Annotated in this window: 15 protein-coding genes; 9 read left to right on the top strand and 6 right to left on the bottom strand. The window is 69.0% G+C overall.

The window, feature by feature from the left end:
• Positions 1-16 precede the first annotated feature (16 nt).
• From SFB74_RS23765 to SFB74_RS23750, 4 genes are read right to left on the bottom strand one after another with little or no spacing between them, the layout of a single operon-like run.
• Positions 17-1300, bottom strand: coding sequence for an NAD(P)/FAD-dependent oxidoreductase (locus SFB74_RS23765; RefSeq protein ID WP_432726767.1), 1284 nt, complete (start codon positions 1298-1300; stop codon positions 17-19).
• Positions 1297-2058, bottom strand: a complete 762-nt coding sequence (locus SFB74_RS23760) for an amino acid ABC transporter ATP-binding protein (protein WP_432726766.1) — start codon at positions 2056-2058, stop codon at positions 1297-1299. Before SFB74_RS23760 ends, SFB74_RS23765 begins: the two co-directional genes overlap by 4 nt.
• Positions 2055-2726 (bottom strand): ectoine/hydroxyectoine ABC transporter permease subunit EhuD, encoded by a 672-nt coding sequence (gene ehuD / locus SFB74_RS23755; RefSeq protein ID WP_432726765.1) that lies wholly within the window; start codon positions 2724-2726, stop codon positions 2055-2057. The genes SFB74_RS23760 and ehuD overlap by 4 nt, the downstream gene beginning before the upstream one ends.
• Before the next feature lie 14 nt (positions 2727-2740).
• On the bottom strand, positions 2741-3508 hold the full coding sequence (locus tag SFB74_RS23750; protein ID WP_432726763.1) for an ABC transporter substrate-binding protein: 768 nt from the start codon (positions 3506-3508) through the stop codon (positions 2741-2743).
• Here SFB74_RS23750 and SFB74_RS23745 point away from each other — a divergent pair.
• The 3 genes from SFB74_RS23745 to SFB74_RS23735 all read left to right on the top strand — a co-directional run bounded on the left by SFB74_RS23745 (position 3507) and on the right by SFB74_RS23735 (position 5661).
• On the top strand, positions 3507-3635 hold the full coding sequence (locus tag SFB74_RS23745; protein WP_432726761.1) for a hypothetical protein: 129 nt from the start codon (positions 3507-3509) through the stop codon (positions 3633-3635). The two genes, SFB74_RS23750 and SFB74_RS23745, sit on opposite strands and share 2 nt — an antisense overlap.
• A 68-nt stretch (positions 3636-3703) precedes the next feature.
• Complete coding sequence (locus SFB74_RS23740; RefSeq protein WP_432726759.1) at positions 3704-4507, top strand: IclR family transcriptional regulator; 804 nt, start codon at positions 3704-3706, stop codon at positions 4505-4507.
• Positions 4508-4599: 92 nt separating this feature from the next.
• On the top strand, positions 4600-5661 hold the full coding sequence (locus SFB74_RS23735; protein ID WP_432726757.1) for an adenosine deaminase: 1062 nt from the start codon (positions 4600-4602) through the stop codon (positions 5659-5661).
• Here SFB74_RS23735 and SFB74_RS23730 read toward each other — a convergent pair.
• Positions 5622-6932, bottom strand: a complete 1311-nt coding sequence (locus SFB74_RS23730) for an MFS transporter (protein WP_432726755.1) — start codon at positions 6930-6932, stop codon at positions 5622-5624. The genes SFB74_RS23735 and SFB74_RS23730 overlap by 40 nt on opposite strands.
• A gap of 115 nt (positions 6933-7047) precedes the next feature.
• On the opposite strand from SFB74_RS23730, the gene SFB74_RS23725 reads away from it, so the two are divergent.
• The 4 genes from SFB74_RS23725 (at position 7048) to SFB74_RS23710 (ending at position 14124) form a co-directional block, all read left to right on the top strand.
• Positions 7048-8076: a LysR substrate-binding domain-containing protein gene (locus tag SFB74_RS23725; RefSeq protein WP_432726753.1), complete on the top strand. Its 1029-nt coding sequence runs from the start codon at positions 7048-7050 to the stop codon at positions 8074-8076.
• A complete protein-coding gene (locus tag SFB74_RS23720) occupies positions 8042-8848 on the top strand; it encodes a helix-turn-helix domain-containing protein (RefSeq protein ID WP_432726751.1) in 807 nt (268 codons plus the stop codon). Before SFB74_RS23725 ends, SFB74_RS23720 begins: the two co-directional genes overlap by 35 nt.
• Before the next feature lie 117 nt (positions 8849-8965).
• The gene (locus tag SFB74_RS23715) at positions 8966-11500 is read left to right on the top strand and encodes a penicillin acylase family protein (protein ID WP_432726749.1); all 2535 of its coding nucleotides are present in this window, start codon (positions 8966-8968) and stop codon (positions 11498-11500) included.
• A 140-nt stretch (positions 11501-11640) separates the two neighbouring features.
• Positions 11641-14124 carry a penicillin acylase family protein gene (locus tag SFB74_RS23710; protein WP_432726747.1) on the top strand — a complete coding sequence of 828 codons (2484 nt, stop codon included), beginning with the start codon at positions 11641-11643 and terminating at the stop codon, positions 14122-14124.
• A 33-nt stretch (positions 14125-14157) separates the two neighbouring features.
• Here the strand turns inward: SFB74_RS23710 and SFB74_RS23705 are convergent, their stop codons facing one another.
• Positions 14158-15396 carry an MFS transporter gene (locus tag SFB74_RS23705; protein ID WP_432726745.1) on the bottom strand — a complete coding sequence of 413 codons (1239 nt, stop codon included), beginning with the start codon at positions 15394-15396 and terminating at the stop codon, positions 14158-14160.
• Between the two features lie 171 nt (positions 15397-15567).
• On the opposite strand from SFB74_RS23705, the gene SFB74_RS23700 reads away from it, so the two are divergent.
• Both SFB74_RS23700 and SFB74_RS23695 read left to right on the top strand, forming a co-directional pair.
• Positions 15568-16515, top strand: a complete 948-nt coding sequence (locus tag SFB74_RS23700) for a GlxA family transcriptional regulator (RefSeq protein WP_432726743.1) — start codon at positions 15568-15570, stop codon at positions 16513-16515.
• A 110-nt stretch (positions 16516-16625) separates the two neighbouring features.
• A complete protein-coding gene (locus tag SFB74_RS23695; protein WP_432726742.1) occupies positions 16626-17462 on the top strand; it encodes an SDR family NAD(P)-dependent oxidoreductase in 837 nt (278 codons plus the stop codon).
• Positions 17463-17614 lie beyond the last annotated feature (152 nt).

Below are 17614 nucleotides of genomic sequence, written 5' to 3'. Positions count from 1 at the left end.
GCGCCTAGGCGACTCTTCAGGCCAGCCGGTCGAGCAGGCTGTACCAGGCCACGCCGCCGGCGATGTAGAAGCGCTGCAGGCCGTGCAGCGGAATCGGCCGGATCGGCGTCACCGGATAGGGAAAGTCGGCCTGCGCGCCCGCGATCCGTGCCGCCACGTGCTTGCCCATGCTCGTGGCCAGCGCGATGCCCCGGCCGTTGTAGCCCAGCGCGATCGTCATGCCCGGCGCCGGCGTATGCACATGCGGCATGAAATCGCGCGTGACGGCGATGCGGCCGGCCCAGCGGTACTCGTAGCGCAGCGGCCCGAGCTGTGGAAACAGCAGTTCCAGCGAGCGTTCCAGGTGCGCGAAATCGGCGGGGCCGCCGGGGTCGGCGAAATGGCCGCGCCCGCCCATCAGCAGGCGGCCCTGCGCGTCCTTGCGGAAATACAGCAGCAGCCGCTGCGAGGTCGAGGCGGTCTCGCCGCGCGGCAGGATGGCGTCGGCCGCCGCGCCCTGCAGCGGCTCGGTGGCCACGATGAAGCTGTTGGCGGCCAGCACCGTGCGCTTCAGCCCGGGCCACAGCGCGCCTGTGTAGCCGTTGGTCGCGATGAGGACCTGTTCGGCAGTGACGACAGCTCCGCTCGACGTGCTCGCATGCCAGTGCGAACCGCGCCGCTCCAGCGCAGTGACCTCGGTGCCGCCATGCACGGCCGCGCCGAAGCCCTGCGCGGCGCGCACCAGCCCGCGCGTGTAGGCCAGCGGCTGGATGCCGCCGGCGCGGCCGTCGAGCCAGCCGCCGGCGAAGGTGTCGGTGCCCAGCCGCGCCGCGACGGCCGCGCGGTCGAGTGACTGCGTCTTCACGCCGCGTTTCGCCCACTGTTCTGCGCGCGCGTGCAGGCCGGCCACGTCCTTCTGCGCATAGGAAACCTGCAGCCAGCCGTTGCGCACCGGCTGGCAGTCGATGCCGTGGCGCGCGATCAGCTCGAACACCAGATCGGCCGAGCCCGATACCGCGTCGATCAGCGGCTCGGCACGCTCGGCCCCGTAGATCCGCACGAGCTCGTCCGGGTCGTGCTTGAGCGTCGGGTTCACCTGCCCGCCGTTGCGCCCCGACGCGCCCCAGCCGGGCTCGTTCGCCTCGAGCACGCAGACCTGCGCGCCGGCCTCGGCCAGATGCAGCGCGGCGGAGAGGCCCGTGAAGCCGCCGCCCACGATCAGCACGTCGGCCTTGCGCGATTCCGCCAGCGGCGGCGTCGGCGGGGCGGGCGGCGCCGTGGCGGCCCACAGCGACGGCGGCATGGCACTCGCGATGCTCATGCGCGCACCTCCGTGGACGCCGCGGCACCGGACGGATGCAGCACGCGCCGCAAGAAGTCTTGCGTGCGCGCCTGGCGCGGCGCGCCCAGCACCTGTGCGGCGGGGCCTTCCTCGACGATGCTGCCGCTGTGCAGGAAGCACACGCGGTCGGCCACCTCGCGCGCGAAGCCCATCTCGTGCGTGACGACGATCATGGTCATGCCCTCGTCGGCCAGCGCGCGCATCACGCCGAGCACGTCGCCGACCAGCTCAGGGTCGAGCGCGGAAGTGGGCTCGTCGAACAGCATGGCCTCGGGCTTCATCGCAAGGGCGCGAGCGATGGCCACGCGCTGCTGCTGCCCGCCCGAGAGCTGCGCCGGCCAGGCCTGCGCCTTCTCGGCCAGACCCACCTTGGCGAGCAGCGCCATGGCTTCCTCGCGCGCCTGCGTCGCGCTCTGGCGCAGCACGTGCACCGGGCCCTCCATCACGTTCTCCAGCACGGTGCGGTGCGGGAACAGGTTGAAGCGCTGGAACACCATGCCCATGCGGCTGCGCAGCCGGTGGATGTTCGGCGCGTTGCGGTCCACGCGCTCGCCGAAGGCGCGGATCTCGCCGCCCTCGTACGACTCCAGCGCGTTGATGCAGCGAAGCACGGTCGACTTGCCCGAGCCCGAAGGGCCGATCAGGCACACCACCTCGCCCTTGTCCACGTGCAGGCTCACGCCCTGCAGCACGCGGTGCGCGCCGAAGCGCTTTTCGAGTCCCTCGACGTGGATCATGGCTGCTTCCTCCCGGCGGCGAAGCGCTGCTCGAGACGGCGCAGGCCGTACACCAGCGGCAGGCTCATGAGCAGGTAGAGCAGGGCGACCAGCGTGTAGACCGTCATGTTCTGGAAGGTCGAGGAGGCGATGAGCTGGCCCGCGCGCGTCATCTCGGCCACGGTGATGGTCGAGACCAGCGAGGAGTCCTTCAGCATCATCACCAGCGTGTTGCCGTAGGGAGGCAGTGCGATGCGGAAGGCCTGCGGCAATATCACGCGCCGCATGATCAGCGCCGAGCGCATGCCCATGGCCTGCGCGGCCTCGCGCTGGCCCGGATCGACCGCCTCGATGCCCGCGCGGAAGTTCTCCGCCTGGTAGGCCGAGTAGGCGATGCCCAGGCCGATCACGCCGGCCTGGAAGGCCGTGAGCTGCACGCCGAACTCCGGCAGCACGAAGTAGATGTAGAAGAGCTGCACGATGATCGGCAGCCCGCGGATCACGTTGATCGTTACCGTGGCCGCCCAGGAAAGGGCGCGCACCGGCGAGAGCTTCATCAGCGCCAGGGCCAGGCCGAGCAGGCTGCTCAGCAGGAAGGAGAGCACGGTCACCTGCACTGTGACGATCGCGCCCTGCAGGAGGATCGGCAGGAAGTCCTGCGCATGCTGTAGGAAGGTGGGGGCAGCCATCGGTCAGCGCGCCTTCAGATGCCCCATTTCTGGACGATCTTCGCCAGGGTGCCGTCGGCCTTGATGGTCGCGATCGCCTTGTTGATGCGCGCCAGCGTCTCTGCATCGCCCTTGCGCACCACGAGGCACACGTCGCCCACGTTCACCGGCTTGTAGCTGTCGACCAGCTTCACGCCCGGAAAGGTGTTCTGGCGGATCTGGTAGGCCATGATGGGCTGGTCGCCGAGGCCGGCCTTGATGCGCCCGAGCGAGAGGTCGCGCGTCATGTCGGCCACCGAGTCGTAGCTGCGCACCTCCTTGAAGATGCCCTTCTTGTTGAGCATGTCGAGGAACACGGTGCCGACCTGCGCGCCCACCACCTCGCCCTTGAGCTCGTCGAGGGAGACGTACGCGCGGGCGTCGTCGGCCTTCACGATCAGGCCTTCGCCGTACGAGTAAACCGGGTCGCTGAAGTCGACCACCTCCTGGCGCGCCGGCGTCTTGAGCATGGCGGCCGAGACGATGTCGATCTTGCGCGCCGTGAGCGAGGGAATCAGTGCCGAGAACACCGTCTGCTGCACGTTCACGCCGAAGCCGCCCGCCTTGCCCACGGCAGTGACGGTGTCGACCATCATTCCCTGGATGCTGTTGGTCTTCACGTCGAGGAAGGTGAAGGGCACGCCGGTGGCCGTGGCGCCCACGTTGTAGGTCGGCGTGGCGCCCTGCGCGGCCGCGAGGGAGGCGGCGCCGGCGACGCAAAGACCCAGGGCCAGGCGATGAAGGCGACGAACGATGCGATTCATGGAAGCACTCCTCGAAGGAAGGGAAGTTGAAGAAAAAGGTGAGTGGAGGTGGGCGAAAACGGTCGGCATCCGCGATGCAACATGCATGCCAATATTCGATTCTTTTGAATCTTTGATCAATAAATGAAAACCACTAGTCGAATCTATCGAATCGATATTCGATATTTCAAAGGGTTGTAGCTATACTCCACCGCCATGGACCTCACGCCCGACACAGCCCCCGAAGACAGCCAGAGCCTGCTTTTCAACCAGTCGCTGGAGAAGGGCCTGGCCGTGCTGCGCGCCTTCAGCGCCCGGCGCCGCACCATGACGCTGGCCGACGTGGCAGAGGCCACCGACATCACCAAGAGTTCGGCGCAGCGTATGGTCTTCACGCTCGAGAAGCTGGGCTACGTGCGCAAGCACCCGAAGACGCGGCGCTACCAGCTCACGCCGCGCGTCATGGAAATCGGCTTCAACTACCTTGCGGCCCATGCGCTGATCGACGTGGCCAACCCCTTCCTGTCGGAGCTGACCAAGGTGACGACGGAAACCTCCTGCCTCACCGAGCCCGACGGGCTCGACATGGTCTACGTGGCGCGCTTCGTGAGCGCGCAGTTCGTGCCGGTGCACATGCCCATCGGCAGCCGCATTCCCATGTACTGCACGGCGTCTGGGCGCGCCTTCCTGAGCGCTCTGCCCGAGGAGGAGGCGCGCTCGCTCATCGAATCTTCCGATCGCGTGGCCCACACCATGCACACCCGCACCGGCGTGGACGAGATCCTCGAGGAACTGCGACAGGCGCGCCAGCAGGGCTTTGCCACCAATGCGGAGGAACTGTTCCTCGGCGACATGACCATCGCTGCTCCGGTGCTTGGCGCGCAGGGCCGGCCGGTGGCCTCGGTGCACGTGGTGGCGCCCACCAGCCGCTGGACGCTGGACGAGGCGGTGCGCAAGCTGGCGCCCACGCTGCTGCTGTGCGCGCGTTCGCTCACCAGCTCCGCGCGCAGCGTCGATTGACGCCATAAGTTTTCCGGCATGGCGCCGGCCGCCGCTGCCCTTATGCTTTGCGTTTTGCGCAGTCACAGCGCATCAGCATCAGCAGCCCCACCATGACCGATTTCCGCCCCACCTACGACAAGAGCTTCGACCGCATCGCCGCCGAGCGCCTGCCCGCGCTGCTGCGCGCCATGCCCAAGGCGGAGCTGCACATGCACATCGAGGGTTCGCTCGAACCCGAGCTCATCTTCGCGCTGGCCCAGCGCAACGGCGTGGCCATTCCCTACGCCAGCGTCGAGGAACTGCGCAAGGCCTACGCCTTCACCAACCTGCAGAGCTTTCTCGACATCTACTACGCCGGCGCCAGCGTGCTGCTCAAGGAGCAGGACTTCTACGACATGGCCTGGGCCTACCTGGAGCGCGCCGCCGCCGACAACGTGGTGCGCACCGAGATGTTCTTCGACCCGCAGACGCACACCGCGCGCGGCGTGGCGATGGAAACGGTGGTCAGCGGCCTGCACCGCGCCTGCGTCGATGCGCTCTCGAAGCTGGGCGTGAGCGCCGCGCTCATCCTGTGCTTCCTGCGCCACCTGAGCGAGGAAGATGCCTTCGAGACGCTGGAGCAGGCGCTGCCCTACCGCGACAAGTTCATCGGCGTGGGGCTCGACTCGAGCGAAGTGGGCCATCCACCCGAGAAGTTCGCCCGCGTGTTCGCGCGCTGCCGCGAGCTGGGCTTCCATCTCGTCGCGCATGCTGGCGAAGAGGGCCCGCCCGAATACGTGTGGAGCGCACTCGACGTGCTCAAGGTCGAGCGTGTCGACCACGGCGTGCAGAGCGTCAAAGACCCCGAGCTCATGAAGCGGCTCGCGCAGGACCGCATTCCGCTCACGGTGTGCCCGCTGTCGAACCTCAAGCTCTGCGTGTTCCCCGACCTGTCGAAGCACAACCTCGGCGCGCTGCTCGACGCGGGGCTCGTGGCCACCGTCAACTCGGACGACCCGGCCTACTTCGGCGGCTACATGAACCAGAACTTCACCGAGACCTTCTCGGCCACCGGCCTGAGCGTGCAGCAGGCCTGGCAGCTCGCGGCCAACAGCTTCGAGGGCAGCTTCATCGACGAAGCCGCCAAGCGAGCCTACGTCGACCGGCTCAACGCGGTCTTCGCGAGCTTCTGATCGGCGGCGGCGGGCCGCGCCACCAGCAGCGGCATCGCCACCAGCGCACAGACGCTGGCCGCCAGCCACACCATCGGCCAGCCCTGCAGCGCCAGCAGGTGCGGAATGGAAAAGGGCGTGACGAAGCACACCAGGAACACGCTGGTGTTCGCCATGCCCAGCGCGGTGCCGGCGCGCGATGCGCCGGCCAGCGTGGCGAGCTCGGTGTAGGCCACGCCGTGCCAGGCCGAGACGCACACGCCGCTCACGCCCAGCAGCACGACCAGCGCGATGCGCAGCGCCGATGAGTCGGCTGCGTGCGTGCCGGTGGCCAACGCCAGTGCCGCCAAGCCCGCGAACAGCAGGACGGTGAGCGCGCTGCAGGCCCGCAGGTAGGCCGGCCGGTTCCTGTTGCGGTCGGTCCAGCGACCGCTCCACACGCGCATGACCATCGCGCCGACCTGCACGAACACCATCGTCGCGGTGATCGTCGCGAGGCCCGCATGGCCGAAGTCGTGAAGGAACACCGTGCCGAAAGACAGCACAGCGAACTGCGGCGCGCAGAGGATGCCGATGCCGGCCACGATGCGCCATACGCGGGCGTCGCGCAGTGGGCCGGTTTTCGGGGCAGTGGCCGCGGGCGAGGCCTTGTCGTCGCGCGCGACGATCGGCGGCTCGTGCACCCAGGCCCAGCTCATCGCCGCGCTCAGCGCGCACAGCAGCGCGAGCAGGCCATAGAGCGCCGCGAAGCCGAAGTGCAGCGCGACGAAGGGCAGCACCAGCGCGCCGATGCCGCCGCCCATGGGCACGGCGGTCTGGCGGATGCTCATCGCGAGGCCGCGCTCGCTGGCGTCGAACCATGTCATCACCGCGCGGCCGCTGGCGCCGTTGACGCTTCCTCCCAGCAGGCCCACCAGCAGCAGCCCGCTGCCCAGCCAGCCCAGTCCGGGAATGTGCCCCGCGGCCGGCGCGGCCCATAGCGCCATCGCAATGAGTGCGAGCGCAGTGCTGCCCAGGCCCGCCAGCAGCACGGGGCGGTCGCCCCAGCGGTCGGTCAGCAGGCCCCAGGGCAGCTCGCTCACGGCGATGCCCAGCCCCATGAGGCCGAGCACCAGCCCGAGGGTGGCGTTGTCGAGCTGGTAGCCGGTGCGCATCAGCACGGCGGTCATCGGGATGCCGCTGAAGGCCACCGAGAACGCGGCGTTGGCGGCCACGCCCGCGGCCAGCACCTTCCAGCGGTGGCGCGGCGGGAACGACGCGGGAGAAGAGGAAAAAGAGGGCGAATGGGTCATGTTGCCGGGCAGTTTCCGCCTCGGCGATGGTTTTGAAAATCAGAAAATAATTGGCGGATCGTCCTGAAAAACAGGATGATCGACAAAGCCCCCGAAGAACCCCGAAGGAACCGACATGAGCCAGGTGATGTTCGATCTCGACGTGCTGCGCACTTTCTCCACCGGCATCGCGCTCGGCAGCTTCGCCCGTGCCGCCGACAAGCTCGGTCGATCGACCTCGGCGGTGAGCGCGCAATTGAAGAAGCTCGAATCGCAGGCCGGCACCGTGCTGTTCCGCAAGGCGGGCAGGGGGCTGGAGCTCACCGATGCCGGCGAGACGCTGCTGGCCTACGCCCACCGCATGCTCGAGCTCAACGACGAAGCCAGCGCCGCCATGCGTGGCGCCGACCTGCAGGGCTGGGTGCGCCTCGGCCTGCAGGAAGACTTCGGCGAGACGCTGCTGCCCGCCGTGCTGGGCCGCTTCGCGCGCGCGCATCCCAAGGTGCGCATCGAGGCCTGCGTGGCGCGCAGCGGCGAACTGCGCGAGCGGCTCGAACTCGGCCAGCTCGACCTCGCGCTGGCGTGGGACGCAGGCGACCAGCCGCTGTCGCCGTACGCCGAGCGCGTTGCGCGGCTGCCGCTGCTGTGGATCGGACCCCGCACGCCCGAGCGGGTCGAGGCCCCGTGGTGGACGCAGCGCGAGCAACGCGGCGCGGGCGCGCGCCAGCCCAAGAGCAAGGAGCCGCTGCCGCTCATCATGCTCGACGCACCGTGCCCGCTGCGCGAGATCGTCATCTCGGCGCTCGACAAGGCCGGCGTGCCCTGGCGCCGCGCCTTCGGCAGCGCCAGCCTCGCGGCGCTGTGGGCCGCGGCCTCGGCCGGGCTGGGCCTCACGGTGCGCACGCCCTTCGGCCTGCCGTCGCACGTGCGGGCCATCGACCGTTCGACGCTGGCGCTGCCTTCGCTGCCGCAGATCTCGCTCGTGCTCTATCGCGCGCAGGCCCTGCCGGAAGCGCCTGCGAGCCGCCTTGCCGCACTGCTGCTGGAGGCCGTGCGCCAGCATGTGCTGCCGGCCGGGTTGCCGATGCGGGAGAATCCGCCGCTGGAGACAAGAACAAAAGTGATACGGCATGGCAACGCAAAACTTCCTGCACCTGTGGGATGACAGGTTCCTCTACATCACCCCGGCCATCCAGTCTGGCCTGACAGCCCGCTCGTCGGCCACGCTGCTGGCGTCGGTCAGCGGGCACCCCTTCATGCTGGAGGCCGTCGACGGCACGCGCGTGCATTGCACCGCGGCGCTGGTGGCGCCGCATGTGTCGCGGCGGCTCGACGTCGACGGCTGCGGGCTGCTCTCGCTGAACCTCGACCCGGCCTCCAGTGCCTACCGCATGCTCGCCAGGCGCATGGGGGGCCACGGCATCCAGCCCATCGACGCGCGGCGCTTCGGCGCGCTGCGCGACGACTTCGCACCGGCGCAAGGCGGTGCGCTGCCCAACGAACGGCTGCAGGCGCTCAGCGCGAAGATGGTCGAGGCCATCACCGAGAGCCCCGAGCTTCAGGCACCCCTCGACCCGCGCGTCGACCGCGTGCTGCAGTCCATTCGCGCGCACGCGGGGCAGATCGCGCTGCGCGATCTCGCGGCCGTGGCCTGTCTCTCGCCCGACCGCCTCACGCACCTGTTCGCCGAGCAGGTGGGCGTGTCGGTCAAGCGCTATGCGCTGTGGACCAAGGTGCGCCGCACGGTGCAGCAGTTCACGGGGCAGCGCTCGCTGACCGACGTGGCGCTGATCAGCGGCTTCACCGACGCTGCGCACATGAGCCGCACCTTCCAGCGCTACTTCGGCCTGCCGCCGTCGTTCCTTGCGAGCCGCGTGCGCGTGACGGCGGACGAGCATGCGTCGCACGCCTGGGGCCAGAACGCGCCGCTGCACTGAGGTCGCCTGAAACCTAAAGAAAGCCTGAAGCAATGCAGCGGCTGCGTACAAGCCGCGGGCCGCGAGGCTGCCTAAGCTCCGGGACGCTCCGCCAAGAGAGCATCAACTGGAGACATCATGAGACTTTCGATCCGTCGCGGCGTCGTGCCGCTGTCGTTGCTCGCGCTCGCCACCGCGGCCGCCGTCACAGCCTGTGGGGGCGGTGGTGGAGGAGGCAGCGGCTTCCTGTTCCTCCCGCCGCCTTCCACGCCGGCCAACCCGCCGGCCGAGGGCACCTACAAGGCCGAGATCCGCCGCACTTCCATGGGCGTGCCGCACATCAAGGCCGACAACTGGCCCGGCGTGGGCTACGGATACGGCTACGCGCAGGCGGAGGACGACCTGTGCACCATGGCCGACTCGTTCCTCACCTACCGCGGCGAGCGTTCGCAGTACCTGGGCGCCGACGCGAAGCTGGTGGCCAGCAGCACCATCGGCCAGCCGGCGAACATCGAATCCGACTTCTTCCATCGGCACGTCATCTCGGCCGACGTGTTGAAGAAGATGATCGACGCGCAGCCCGACAACCTGAAGAAGCTGGTCGAGGGCTTCACCGCCGGCTACAACCGCTACGTGCGCGACGTGAAGGCCGGCGGCGCCGCGCACGCGGCCTGCCGCAACGAAGCATGGGTGCAGCCCATCACCACCGACGACATCTACCGCCGCATGTACGCGGCCAACCTCGCGGGCGGCTACAGCAACTTCCTCGCGAACATCTCCAGCGCGACGGCACCCGCGGCCACGGGGCCGACCAAGGTCTCCGCGCGCAGCCATGGCAGGAAGGCACCGGCGGTGCACGTCGCGGCGCTCGGCTACAAGGCGCCCGAGCTGCAGGTGGGCGGCCACGAGGGCGTGGGCAGCAACATGATCGGCTTCGGCACGGCAGCCACCGGTGATTCGAGCCCGCTGCTCTTCGGCAACCCGCATTGGTACTGGCGTGGGCCCGACCGCTTCTACCAGGCGCAGCTCACCATTCCGGGGCAGCTGAACATCAGCGGCACTTCGTTCCTGGGCATTCCGGTGATCCTCATCGGCTTCAACGACAACATCGCGTGGAGCCACACCGTGTCGACCGCGCGGCGCTTCGGCTTCTACCAGCTGCAGCTGGCATCGGGCGACCCGACCAGCTACATGCGCGACGGCGCGGCCGTGAAGATGCAGCCCTCGACCATCACGGTGAAGGTCAAGGGCACGGACGGCGCGATGACGCAGGTCACGCGCACGCTCTACAAGAGCGAGTACGGTCCGATGGTCAACCTGGCGCCGATGAACGCGGGCCTCGCGTGGAGCCAGACCATGGCCTTCGCCATCCGCGACATCAACGGCGAGAACTACCGCACCTTCCGCAACTGGCTGCGCTGGAACCAGGCGAAGTCGCTCGACGAGTTCATCGCCATCCAGCGCGAGGAAACCGCCATTCCGTGGGTCAACACCGTGGCGGTGGGCCGTGGCAGCGCGAAGGCCTGGTATGCCGACATCGGCGCGGTGCCCAACGTGTCGCCCGCGCAGTTCACCGACTGCACCACGCCGGCGGGCGCGTCGATGCAGGCGACCTTGCCGCGCGTGCCGATCTTCGACGGCTCGCGCAGCGCCTGCGACTGGCAGACCGATGCCGACTCGGCGCAGAAGGGCGCCATCGGCGCCTCGCGCATGCCGAACCTGCAGCGCGACGACTACGTCGCCAACATGAACGACAGCTACTGGCTCGCCAATCCCAAGGCCCCGATGACAGGCTATCCGGCCATCATGGGCCCGGCCGGCACCGAGGCCGTGAGCTTCCGCACCCGCATGGGCAACCTGCTCGCGCAGGGCCGTATCGACGGCAGCGACAGCTACGGCGCCAAGGGCGCGACGCCCGACACCGTGAAGCGCATGGTGCTCGACAGCCGCGCGCTGACGGCCGAGCTGTTCAAGGCCGACGTGCTGCCCGTCGTGTGCGACGGCTCGCCCATCGCCGTCAGCAAGGATCCGCTGACCAACGAAGCCATCGGCCCGAGCATCGACGTGGGCGCCGCCTGTACCGCGCTCTCCGCATGGAACGGCACCGGCGTGAGCGGAGCGAAGGGTGCGCACCTGTGGGACGAGTTCTGGAACCGTGCATCGAAGATTCCGGCCGCCTCGCTCTACACCGTGCCCTTCGATCCGGCCGATCCGATCGCCACGCCGCGCGGCTTGAACGCGGCTGCAGCCACGCAGCTGCGCGAGGCCTTCGGTGCCGCCGTGGCGCGCGTGCAGGCCAGCGGCTACGCGGTGGACGCACCGCGCGGCGACTACCTGTTCGCCACGCGCGGCGGCAAGAAGATCCCGCTGTACGGCGGCTGCGGCGGCCCGGGCTACTTCACCATCGCCTGCTCGGAGAACCGGCTCGACAAGGGCGGCTACACCATGGACGTCAACCCGAACGGCAACAGCTACATGCAGGTCGTGCGTTTCCCCGACGGCGGCGTGGAAGCCCACACCTTCCTGACTTTCTCGCTCTCGGACGATCCGGCCTCGGCGCACAACGGCGACTACACGCGCGCCTACAGCGAGGGCAAGTGGCTCAGGGTGCCGTTCTCCGAATCGGAGATCAAGGCCGATGCGAACTACCACACCATGTCGGTCGCGGAATGACATTGCCGACAGGCTAGCCAGGTAAAGAAGGGCGCGTGCGGGGCGCGCCTCGAGCCGCCGGTTTTAAGATAGCCGGCGAACGCGCCACGCACGCTCACGGCCCACGCAGCTGCGTTCCTCATACACAACAGGAACACTGCATGCGCCCGAAATCTCCAGGCGGCCTCCGGCCGCTTTTTCTCGTGCCGGTTGCCATGGCCCTCGCGGCCTGCACAGGCATTGCCGACCGGCCGGCTTCCCCTCCTTCTTCTTTTTCTTCTTCTTCAACTTCTCTACGAGATTCGGCGAGCCACGCCGGCTACAAGGCCGAGATCCGCCGCACCGCCATGGGCGTGCCGCACATCAAGGCCGACGACTGGGCCGGCGCGGGCTATGGCTACGGCTACGCGCAGGCGCAGGACGACCTGTGCACCATGGCCGACGGCTTTCTCAGCTACCGCGGCGAGCGCTCCGAGTTCTTCGGCGCCGAAGCGAAGCTGCCCGCCAGCAGCACCATCGGCCGGCCGAAGAACATCGATTCGGATTTCTTCCACAGGCATGTGATCACCGCCGACGTCGTCGATGCCATGGCCCGCGCGCAGCCGGTGGCCATCCGCGGCATGGTCGAGGGTTTCGCCGCCGGCTACAACCGCTACGTGCGCGACCTGAAGAGCGGCGCCGTCGATGCGGGCAATGCCCACGCGGCCTGCCGCAACGAGGCATGGGTGCGGCCGGTGAGTGCCACCGACATCTATCGCCGCATGTACGCCACCAATCTCGCGGCGGGCTACAGCAACTTCCTTGCGAACATCGCGAATGCCGCGCCGCCGAGCGCCGGTGTGGCGTCGCTCGGGGAGCGCGAGTTGCAGCCGCTCGCGCTGCAGGTCGGCGGCACCGCGGGCGTGGGCAGCAACATGATCGGCTTCGGCACGGCGGCTACCGGCGACTCGAGCCCGCTGCTCTTCGGCAACCCGCACTGGTACTGGCGCGGGCCCGACCGCTTCTACCAGGCGCAGCTCACCATTCCGGGGCAGCTCGATGCGAGCGGCACGTCCTTCCTCGGCGTGCCCGTGCTGCTGATCGGCTTCAACCACGACGTCGCATGGAGCCACACCGTCTCGGCGGCGCGGCGCTTCGGTCTCTACCAGCTCACGCTTGCGCCCGGCGACGCAACGAGCTATCTGCGTGACGGCAAGCCGGTGAAGATGCAGGCACGCTCCATCACCGTGAAGGTGAAGCAGGCCTCGGGCCGCATCGAGCCGGTGACGCGCACGCTCTACGCCTCGGAGTACGGGCCGCTCGTGAACCTGGGCATGCTCGATCCGGCGCTGGCCTGGAGCAAGGCCACGGCCTTCGCCATCCGCGACATCAACGCGGACAACTTCCGCACCTTCCGCACATGGTTGCGCTGGGCACAGGCGAAGTCGCTCGACGAACTCATCGCCATCCAGCGCGAGGAAGCATCGATCCCCTGGGTCAACACCGTGGCCGTGGGGCGCGGCAGCGCCAAGGCCTGGTACGGCGACGTCGGCGCGGTGCCCAACGTGTCGCCCGAGCAGGTGGCGAGCTGCACCACGCCGGCCGGCAAGGCGATGGCCGCCATGCTGCCGCGCGTACCCGTGTTCGATGGCTCGCGCAGCGCCTGCGACTGGCGCACCGATGCCGATTCGGTGCAGAAGGGCGCCATCGGCGCCTCGCGCATGCCCGGCCTGCTGCGCGAGGACTACGTGGCGAACATGAACGACAGCTACTGGCTCGCCAACCCGAAGGCACCGCTCACCGGCTATGCGGCCATCTTCGGCCCCACCGGCAGCGACGCGCAGACTTTCCGCACGCGGCTCGGGCACCTCATCGCGCAGGGCGCCGGCAAGGGGGCGACGGTCGAGGCCGTCGGACGCGCGACGCTCGACAGCCGCGCCTATACCGCCGAGCTGTTCAAGGCCCCCGCGCTGGAGATGGTGTGCGGGGTGCCCCGCATCGAGGTGAAGGGCGATGCGCAGACCGGCGAGTCGTTCTCGCCGCCGCGCAGCGTCGACACCGGCCCCGCCTGCGCGGTGCTGAAGGCATGGAACAACACAGGCGTGGCCTCGGCGCGCGGCGCGCACGTGTGGGACGAGTTCTGGGCGCGTGCCGTGCGCCTGCCCGCCGACAGGCTCTATGCCGTGCCCTTCAGCGCGAACGACCCCATCGGCACGCCGCGCGGCCTCAAGCCCTCCGCCGCCGACGACTTGCGGCAGGCCTTCGGCGCGGCCGTGCTTCGCGTGCAGGCCAGCGGCTACGCGCTCGACGCGCCGCGCGGCGAAGCTCTCTTCGTGACGCGCAACGGCCGGAAGATTCCGCTGTCCGGCGGCTGCGACACCCAGGGCTACTTCACGGTCATGTGCTCGGAGAACCGGCTCGACCAGGGCGGCTACACCATGGACGACGACCCGAACGGCAACAGCTACATGCAGATCGTGCGGTTCCCCGCCGGCGGCGTGGAGGCCCGCACCTTCCTGACCTTCTCGCTCTCGGACGATCCGGCCTCCGCGCACCACGCCGACTACACGCGGGCCTACAGCGCCGGGCAGTGGCTGCGCCTGCCGTTCTCGGAAGCGGAGATCAAGGCCGATGCCGCCTACAGCAGCGTGACCATCCGCGAGTGAGGTCGGTGAGGTCGGGGTCGAGGCGGCGCTACTTCAGCGGCGCCGCTTCGCCAGCCAGTTCCATCCGGCACCGGCGGCCATCAGCACGCAGGTGCCGAGGAACACGGCACGCATGCCGATGTGCCCGCCCACGAAGCCGCCGAGCAGCGGCCCCGCCACCTGGCCCGTGTACTGCGCCGAGGTCGAGTAGCCGAGCATGTTGCCGGCCACGCGCTCTGGCACGTTGTGGCGGATCACGCTCGCGATGCACGGCAGCAGCCCGCCGAGCGACAGCCCCATGAGAAAGCGCAGCACCTCCAGCTGCCAGCCCGAGGCGACGAAGGCCTGCGGCACCAGCAGCAGCGCCGACACCGCGAGGCAGCCGACGATCACGTTCCAGTGCCCCACGCGGTCGGCCAGCTTGCCCAGGCGCGAGGCCGAGAGAATGCTGCCGAGCGCCGCCGCCGACATCACGAAGCCGGCCATCATCGTCACGCGGTTCGGGTCCTCCACCAGCGTTGCGACGTAGACCGTGATGATCGGCTCGATCGACATGTTCGCCAGCATCAGCAGCATGCCGGTGAAGAGCATCGCGACCAGGGGGCGCTTGTCGGGCACGGCGGCCCAGCCGGTCTGTTCGGAGGCTTCGCCTTGCTGCTTGCGCGAGGCAGGCGCCTTTCGTTCTTCGCGGATCAGGAAGGCCGTCGCGAGAAAGGCCACGAAGATGATCGCGCCCGCCGCAAAGAAAGTGGCGCGGATGCCGATGAGCGGCGGCAGCGCGCCGCCGACCAGCGGCCCCACCAGGTTGCCCGCCATGATGGCCGAGGACATCGTGCCCAGCGCCCAGCCCGTGCGGTCCTTGGGCGTCTGCGTGGCCACCAGCACCATCGAGCCCGACGCGTAGCCGCCCAGCAGCCCCGCCAGCAGCCGCAGGCCCACGAGCTGCCACACGTTGCCCGCGACGCCGATCAAGGCCATCGCCACCGCCATGCCGAGGCTCGCGCGGATCAGCATCGGCTTGCGCCCGTAGCGATCGGCCAGCCGGCCCCACAGCGGAGCGACCAGCGCCGCGCTCAGGAAAGTGGCGCCATACGCCGCGCCCGACCACTGCACGATCGCCGCATGGTCCTTCACGCCCAACTGCTCGACGTACAGCGGCAGGAAGGGCAGCAGCAGCGTCATCGCGATGATGGTCGTGAAGGAGCCGAACATGCAGACGGCGAGGTTGCGCTGCCAGTGGAGGTTGGCGCCCTGGCCGGCGGGCGGGGCGGTCGCTGTCGTCGGATGCGTCATGGGGAGCGTCCATTGTGGGACGCCGTGCGCGGGCTGGCGCTTGCCGATTGGCGGCGGCACCCATCGCGGCGCGGGAAGGGGCGTTGCGTGACCCTCATGCCGGCGCGGTCGGCGCGAGCTGTCTAAGCTCGTGTCTTCCGTGTCGTAAAAACCTCCTTTCAGGACATCGCCATGAAACGCATCGGCGTGCTCGTCTTCCCCGGCTTCCAGATCCTCGATCTCGCCGCCATCGCGGCGTTCGAGCTTGCGAACATCCATGCCGGCAAGCCGGTCTACCAGGTCGAGCTGCTGTCGGAAGAGGGTGGGCTCGTGGTCAGCTCGTCGGGCGTGAGCACGGACAGCAAGCGCTTCGGCACGGCGAAGTACGACACCCTGGTGCTGAGCGGTGCGCTATTCATCGCGCCCACCTCCGAGAAGATGCGGCGCTTCCTGCGCGCGGGGCTGCGCAACGCGCGCCGTGTGACCAGCATCTGCACCGGCGCCTTCGGGCTGGCCGATGCGGGCCTGCTCGACGGGCGCAAGGCGACGACGCACTGGTCCTTCGCGGGCGAACTGCAGAAGCGCCATCCGGCCATCAAGGTGCAGCCCGACCGCATCTTCATCAACGACGGGCCGGTGTGGACCTCGGCCGGCATGACGGCGGGCATCGACCTCGTGCTGGCGCTGGTGGAAGAAGACCTCGGCGTGGAAGCTGCGCGCTTCGCGGCGCGAAAGCTCGTCGTGTATCACCGCCGCGCGGGCGGGCAGTCGCAGTACTCCGCGCTGCTCGAGCTGGAGCCCAAGTCCGACCGCATCCAGAAGGCGCTGGTGCATGCACGGGCCAACCTGCGCGACACGCTGTCGGTGGAAGAGCTGGCCGAGGTCGCGCACCTGAGCCCGCGCCAGTTCAGCCGCGCCTTCAAGGCCGAGACCGGGCAGACGCCCGCGCATGCGGTGGAGAACCTGCGCGTGGAGGCGGCGCGTGCGCTGATCGACGAAGGCAGCCTCGCGCTCGGCGTGGTCGCGCGCGAAACGGGCTTCGGCGACCCCGAGCGCATGCGTCGCGCTTTCCTGCGCACGCTGGGGCAGCCACCGCAGAGCGTGCGCCGTGTCGCGCGTCGGGAAGCGGTCGCGGCCTGAATCGGCCAGATGTCCTGAAAGGTGGCCTATATGACATTTACGCCATAGCCTTCCAGGAGGAGACTTTCCCCACGGCCGCGCATATCGACGCGGCGAAAAAGGAAAGCTCCATGACCACTGCTTCTTCTACTGCTCCGGCAAGTTCTTCAAAGGGCACGGCCCTCGTCACCGGCGCGTCGTCCGGCATCGGCGCCGTGTACGCGGACCGCCTTGCGCGGCGCGGCTTCGACCTGATCCTGGTGGCGCGCAACCGCGAGCGCCTCGAGGCGCTGGCCGCGAAGCTCGCGCGCGAGACCGGCCGCAAGGTCGAAGTCCTGCCCGCCGACCTCACCAGGCGGGACGACATCGCGCTAGTCGAGGTCGCGCTGCGTACCCGCGGCGACATCACCATGCTGGTGAACAACGCCGGCTTCGGCGCTGCCGCGCCGCTGCTCGATTCGGACATCGACAGGATGGAGGAAATGATCGAGCTCAACGTGAGCGTGCTCACGCGGCTCACCTACGCGGCCGTGCCCGGTTTCGTGGCGCGCGGCGCCGGTACGCTGGTGAACATCGCCTCCATCGTGGCGATCTCGCCCGAGACGCTCAACGGCGTGTACGGCGGCAGCAAGGCCTTCGTGCTCGCGCTGAGCCAGTCGCTGCAGCACGAGCTCAAGGACAAGGGCGTGCGCGTGCAGGCCGTGCTGCCCGGCGCGACGGCCACCGAGTTCTGGGGCGTCGCGGGCGTGCCGATGGAGCACCTGCCCAAGGAGATCGTCATGACCGCGCAGGACATGGTCGACGCAGCCCTCGCGGGGCTCGACCAGGGCGAGCAGGTCACGATTCCCGCGCTGCCGGAGCTCGCGGAGTGGGATGCGTTCGATGCGGCTCGGCGCGCGATGTCGGGGCGGTTGTCGGCCACGCGTCCGGCACGTCGCTATGGCGTTGCGACCGAAGTGCCGGCCTGAAGCGCGAAGAGATCGAACGACAGGAAACCCGAGGGGCGCATGTCGCGGCCCTAAGGGTTTTCCTGCGAATGATTTCGTCTGCCCAGCGCCTTGTGTTTGATGCATTCCACGTATTGGCGCTGGCTGTTCACGAACCCAGAATGTTGTTGGCC

The organism is Variovorax xiamenensis (genome assembly GCF_050916385.1).
In the GTDB taxonomy this organism is placed as follows: domain Bacteria; phylum Pseudomonadota; class Gammaproteobacteria; order Burkholderiales; family Burkholderiaceae_C; genus Variovorax.
This window is presented reverse-complemented; position numbering and strand designations above follow the sequence as displayed.

Bases quoted from the DNA above. Each gene is read 5' to 3' on its own strand.
- SFB74_RS23720 (WP_432726751.1), top strand. From the start codon at position 8,042: ATGGCAACGCAAAACTTCCTGCACCTGTGGGATGACAGGTTCCTCTAC.
- SFB74_RS23740 (WP_432726759.1), top strand. From the start codon at position 3,704: ATGGACCTCACGCCCGACACAGCCCCCGAAGACAGCCAGAGCCTGCTT.
- SFB74_RS23715 (WP_432726749.1), top strand. From the start codon at position 8,966: ATGAGACTTTCGATCCGTCGCGGCGTCGTGCCGCTGTCGTTGCTCGCG.
- SFB74_RS23695 (WP_432726742.1), top strand. From the start codon at position 16,626: ATGACCACTGCTTCTTCTACTGCTCCGGCAAGTTCTTCAAAGGGCACG.
- SFB74_RS23710 (WP_432726747.1), top strand. From the start codon at position 11,641: ATGCGCCCGAAATCTCCAGGCGGCCTCCGGCCGCTTTTTCTCGTGCCG.
- SFB74_RS23750 (WP_432726763.1), bottom strand. From the start codon at position 3,508: ATGAATCGCATCGTTCGTCGCCTTCATCGCCTGGCCCTGGGTCTTTGC.
- SFB74_RS23705 (WP_432726745.1), bottom strand. From the start codon at position 15,396: ATGACGCATCCGACGACAGCGACCGCCCCGCCCGCCGGCCAGGGCGCC.
- SFB74_RS23725 (WP_432726753.1), top strand. From the start codon at position 7,048: ATGAGCCAGGTGATGTTCGATCTCGACGTGCTGCGCACTTTCTCCACC.
- SFB74_RS23700 (WP_432726743.1), top strand. From the start codon at position 15,568: ATGAAACGCATCGGCGTGCTCGTCTTCCCCGGCTTCCAGATCCTCGAT.
- SFB74_RS23765 (WP_432726767.1), bottom strand. From the start codon at position 1,300: ATGAGCATCGCGAGTGCCATGCCGCCGTCGCTGTGGGCCGCCACGGCG.
- SFB74_RS23730 (WP_432726755.1), bottom strand. From the start codon at position 6,932: ATGACCCATTCGCCCTCTTTTTCCTCTTCTCCCGCGTCGTTCCCGCCG.
- SFB74_RS23745 (WP_432726761.1), top strand. From the start codon at position 3,507: ATGGAAGCACTCCTCGAAGGAAGGGAAGTTGAAGAAAAAGGTGAGTGG.
- ehuD (WP_432726765.1), bottom strand. From the start codon at position 2,726: ATGGCTGCCCCCACCTTCCTACAGCATGCGCAGGACTTCCTGCCGATC.
- SFB74_RS23760 (WP_432726766.1), bottom strand. From the start codon at position 2,058: ATGATCCACGTCGAGGGACTCGAAAAGCGCTTCGGCGCGCACCGCGTG.
- SFB74_RS23735 (WP_432726757.1), top strand. From the start codon at position 4,600: ATGACCGATTTCCGCCCCACCTACGACAAGAGCTTCGACCGCATCGCC.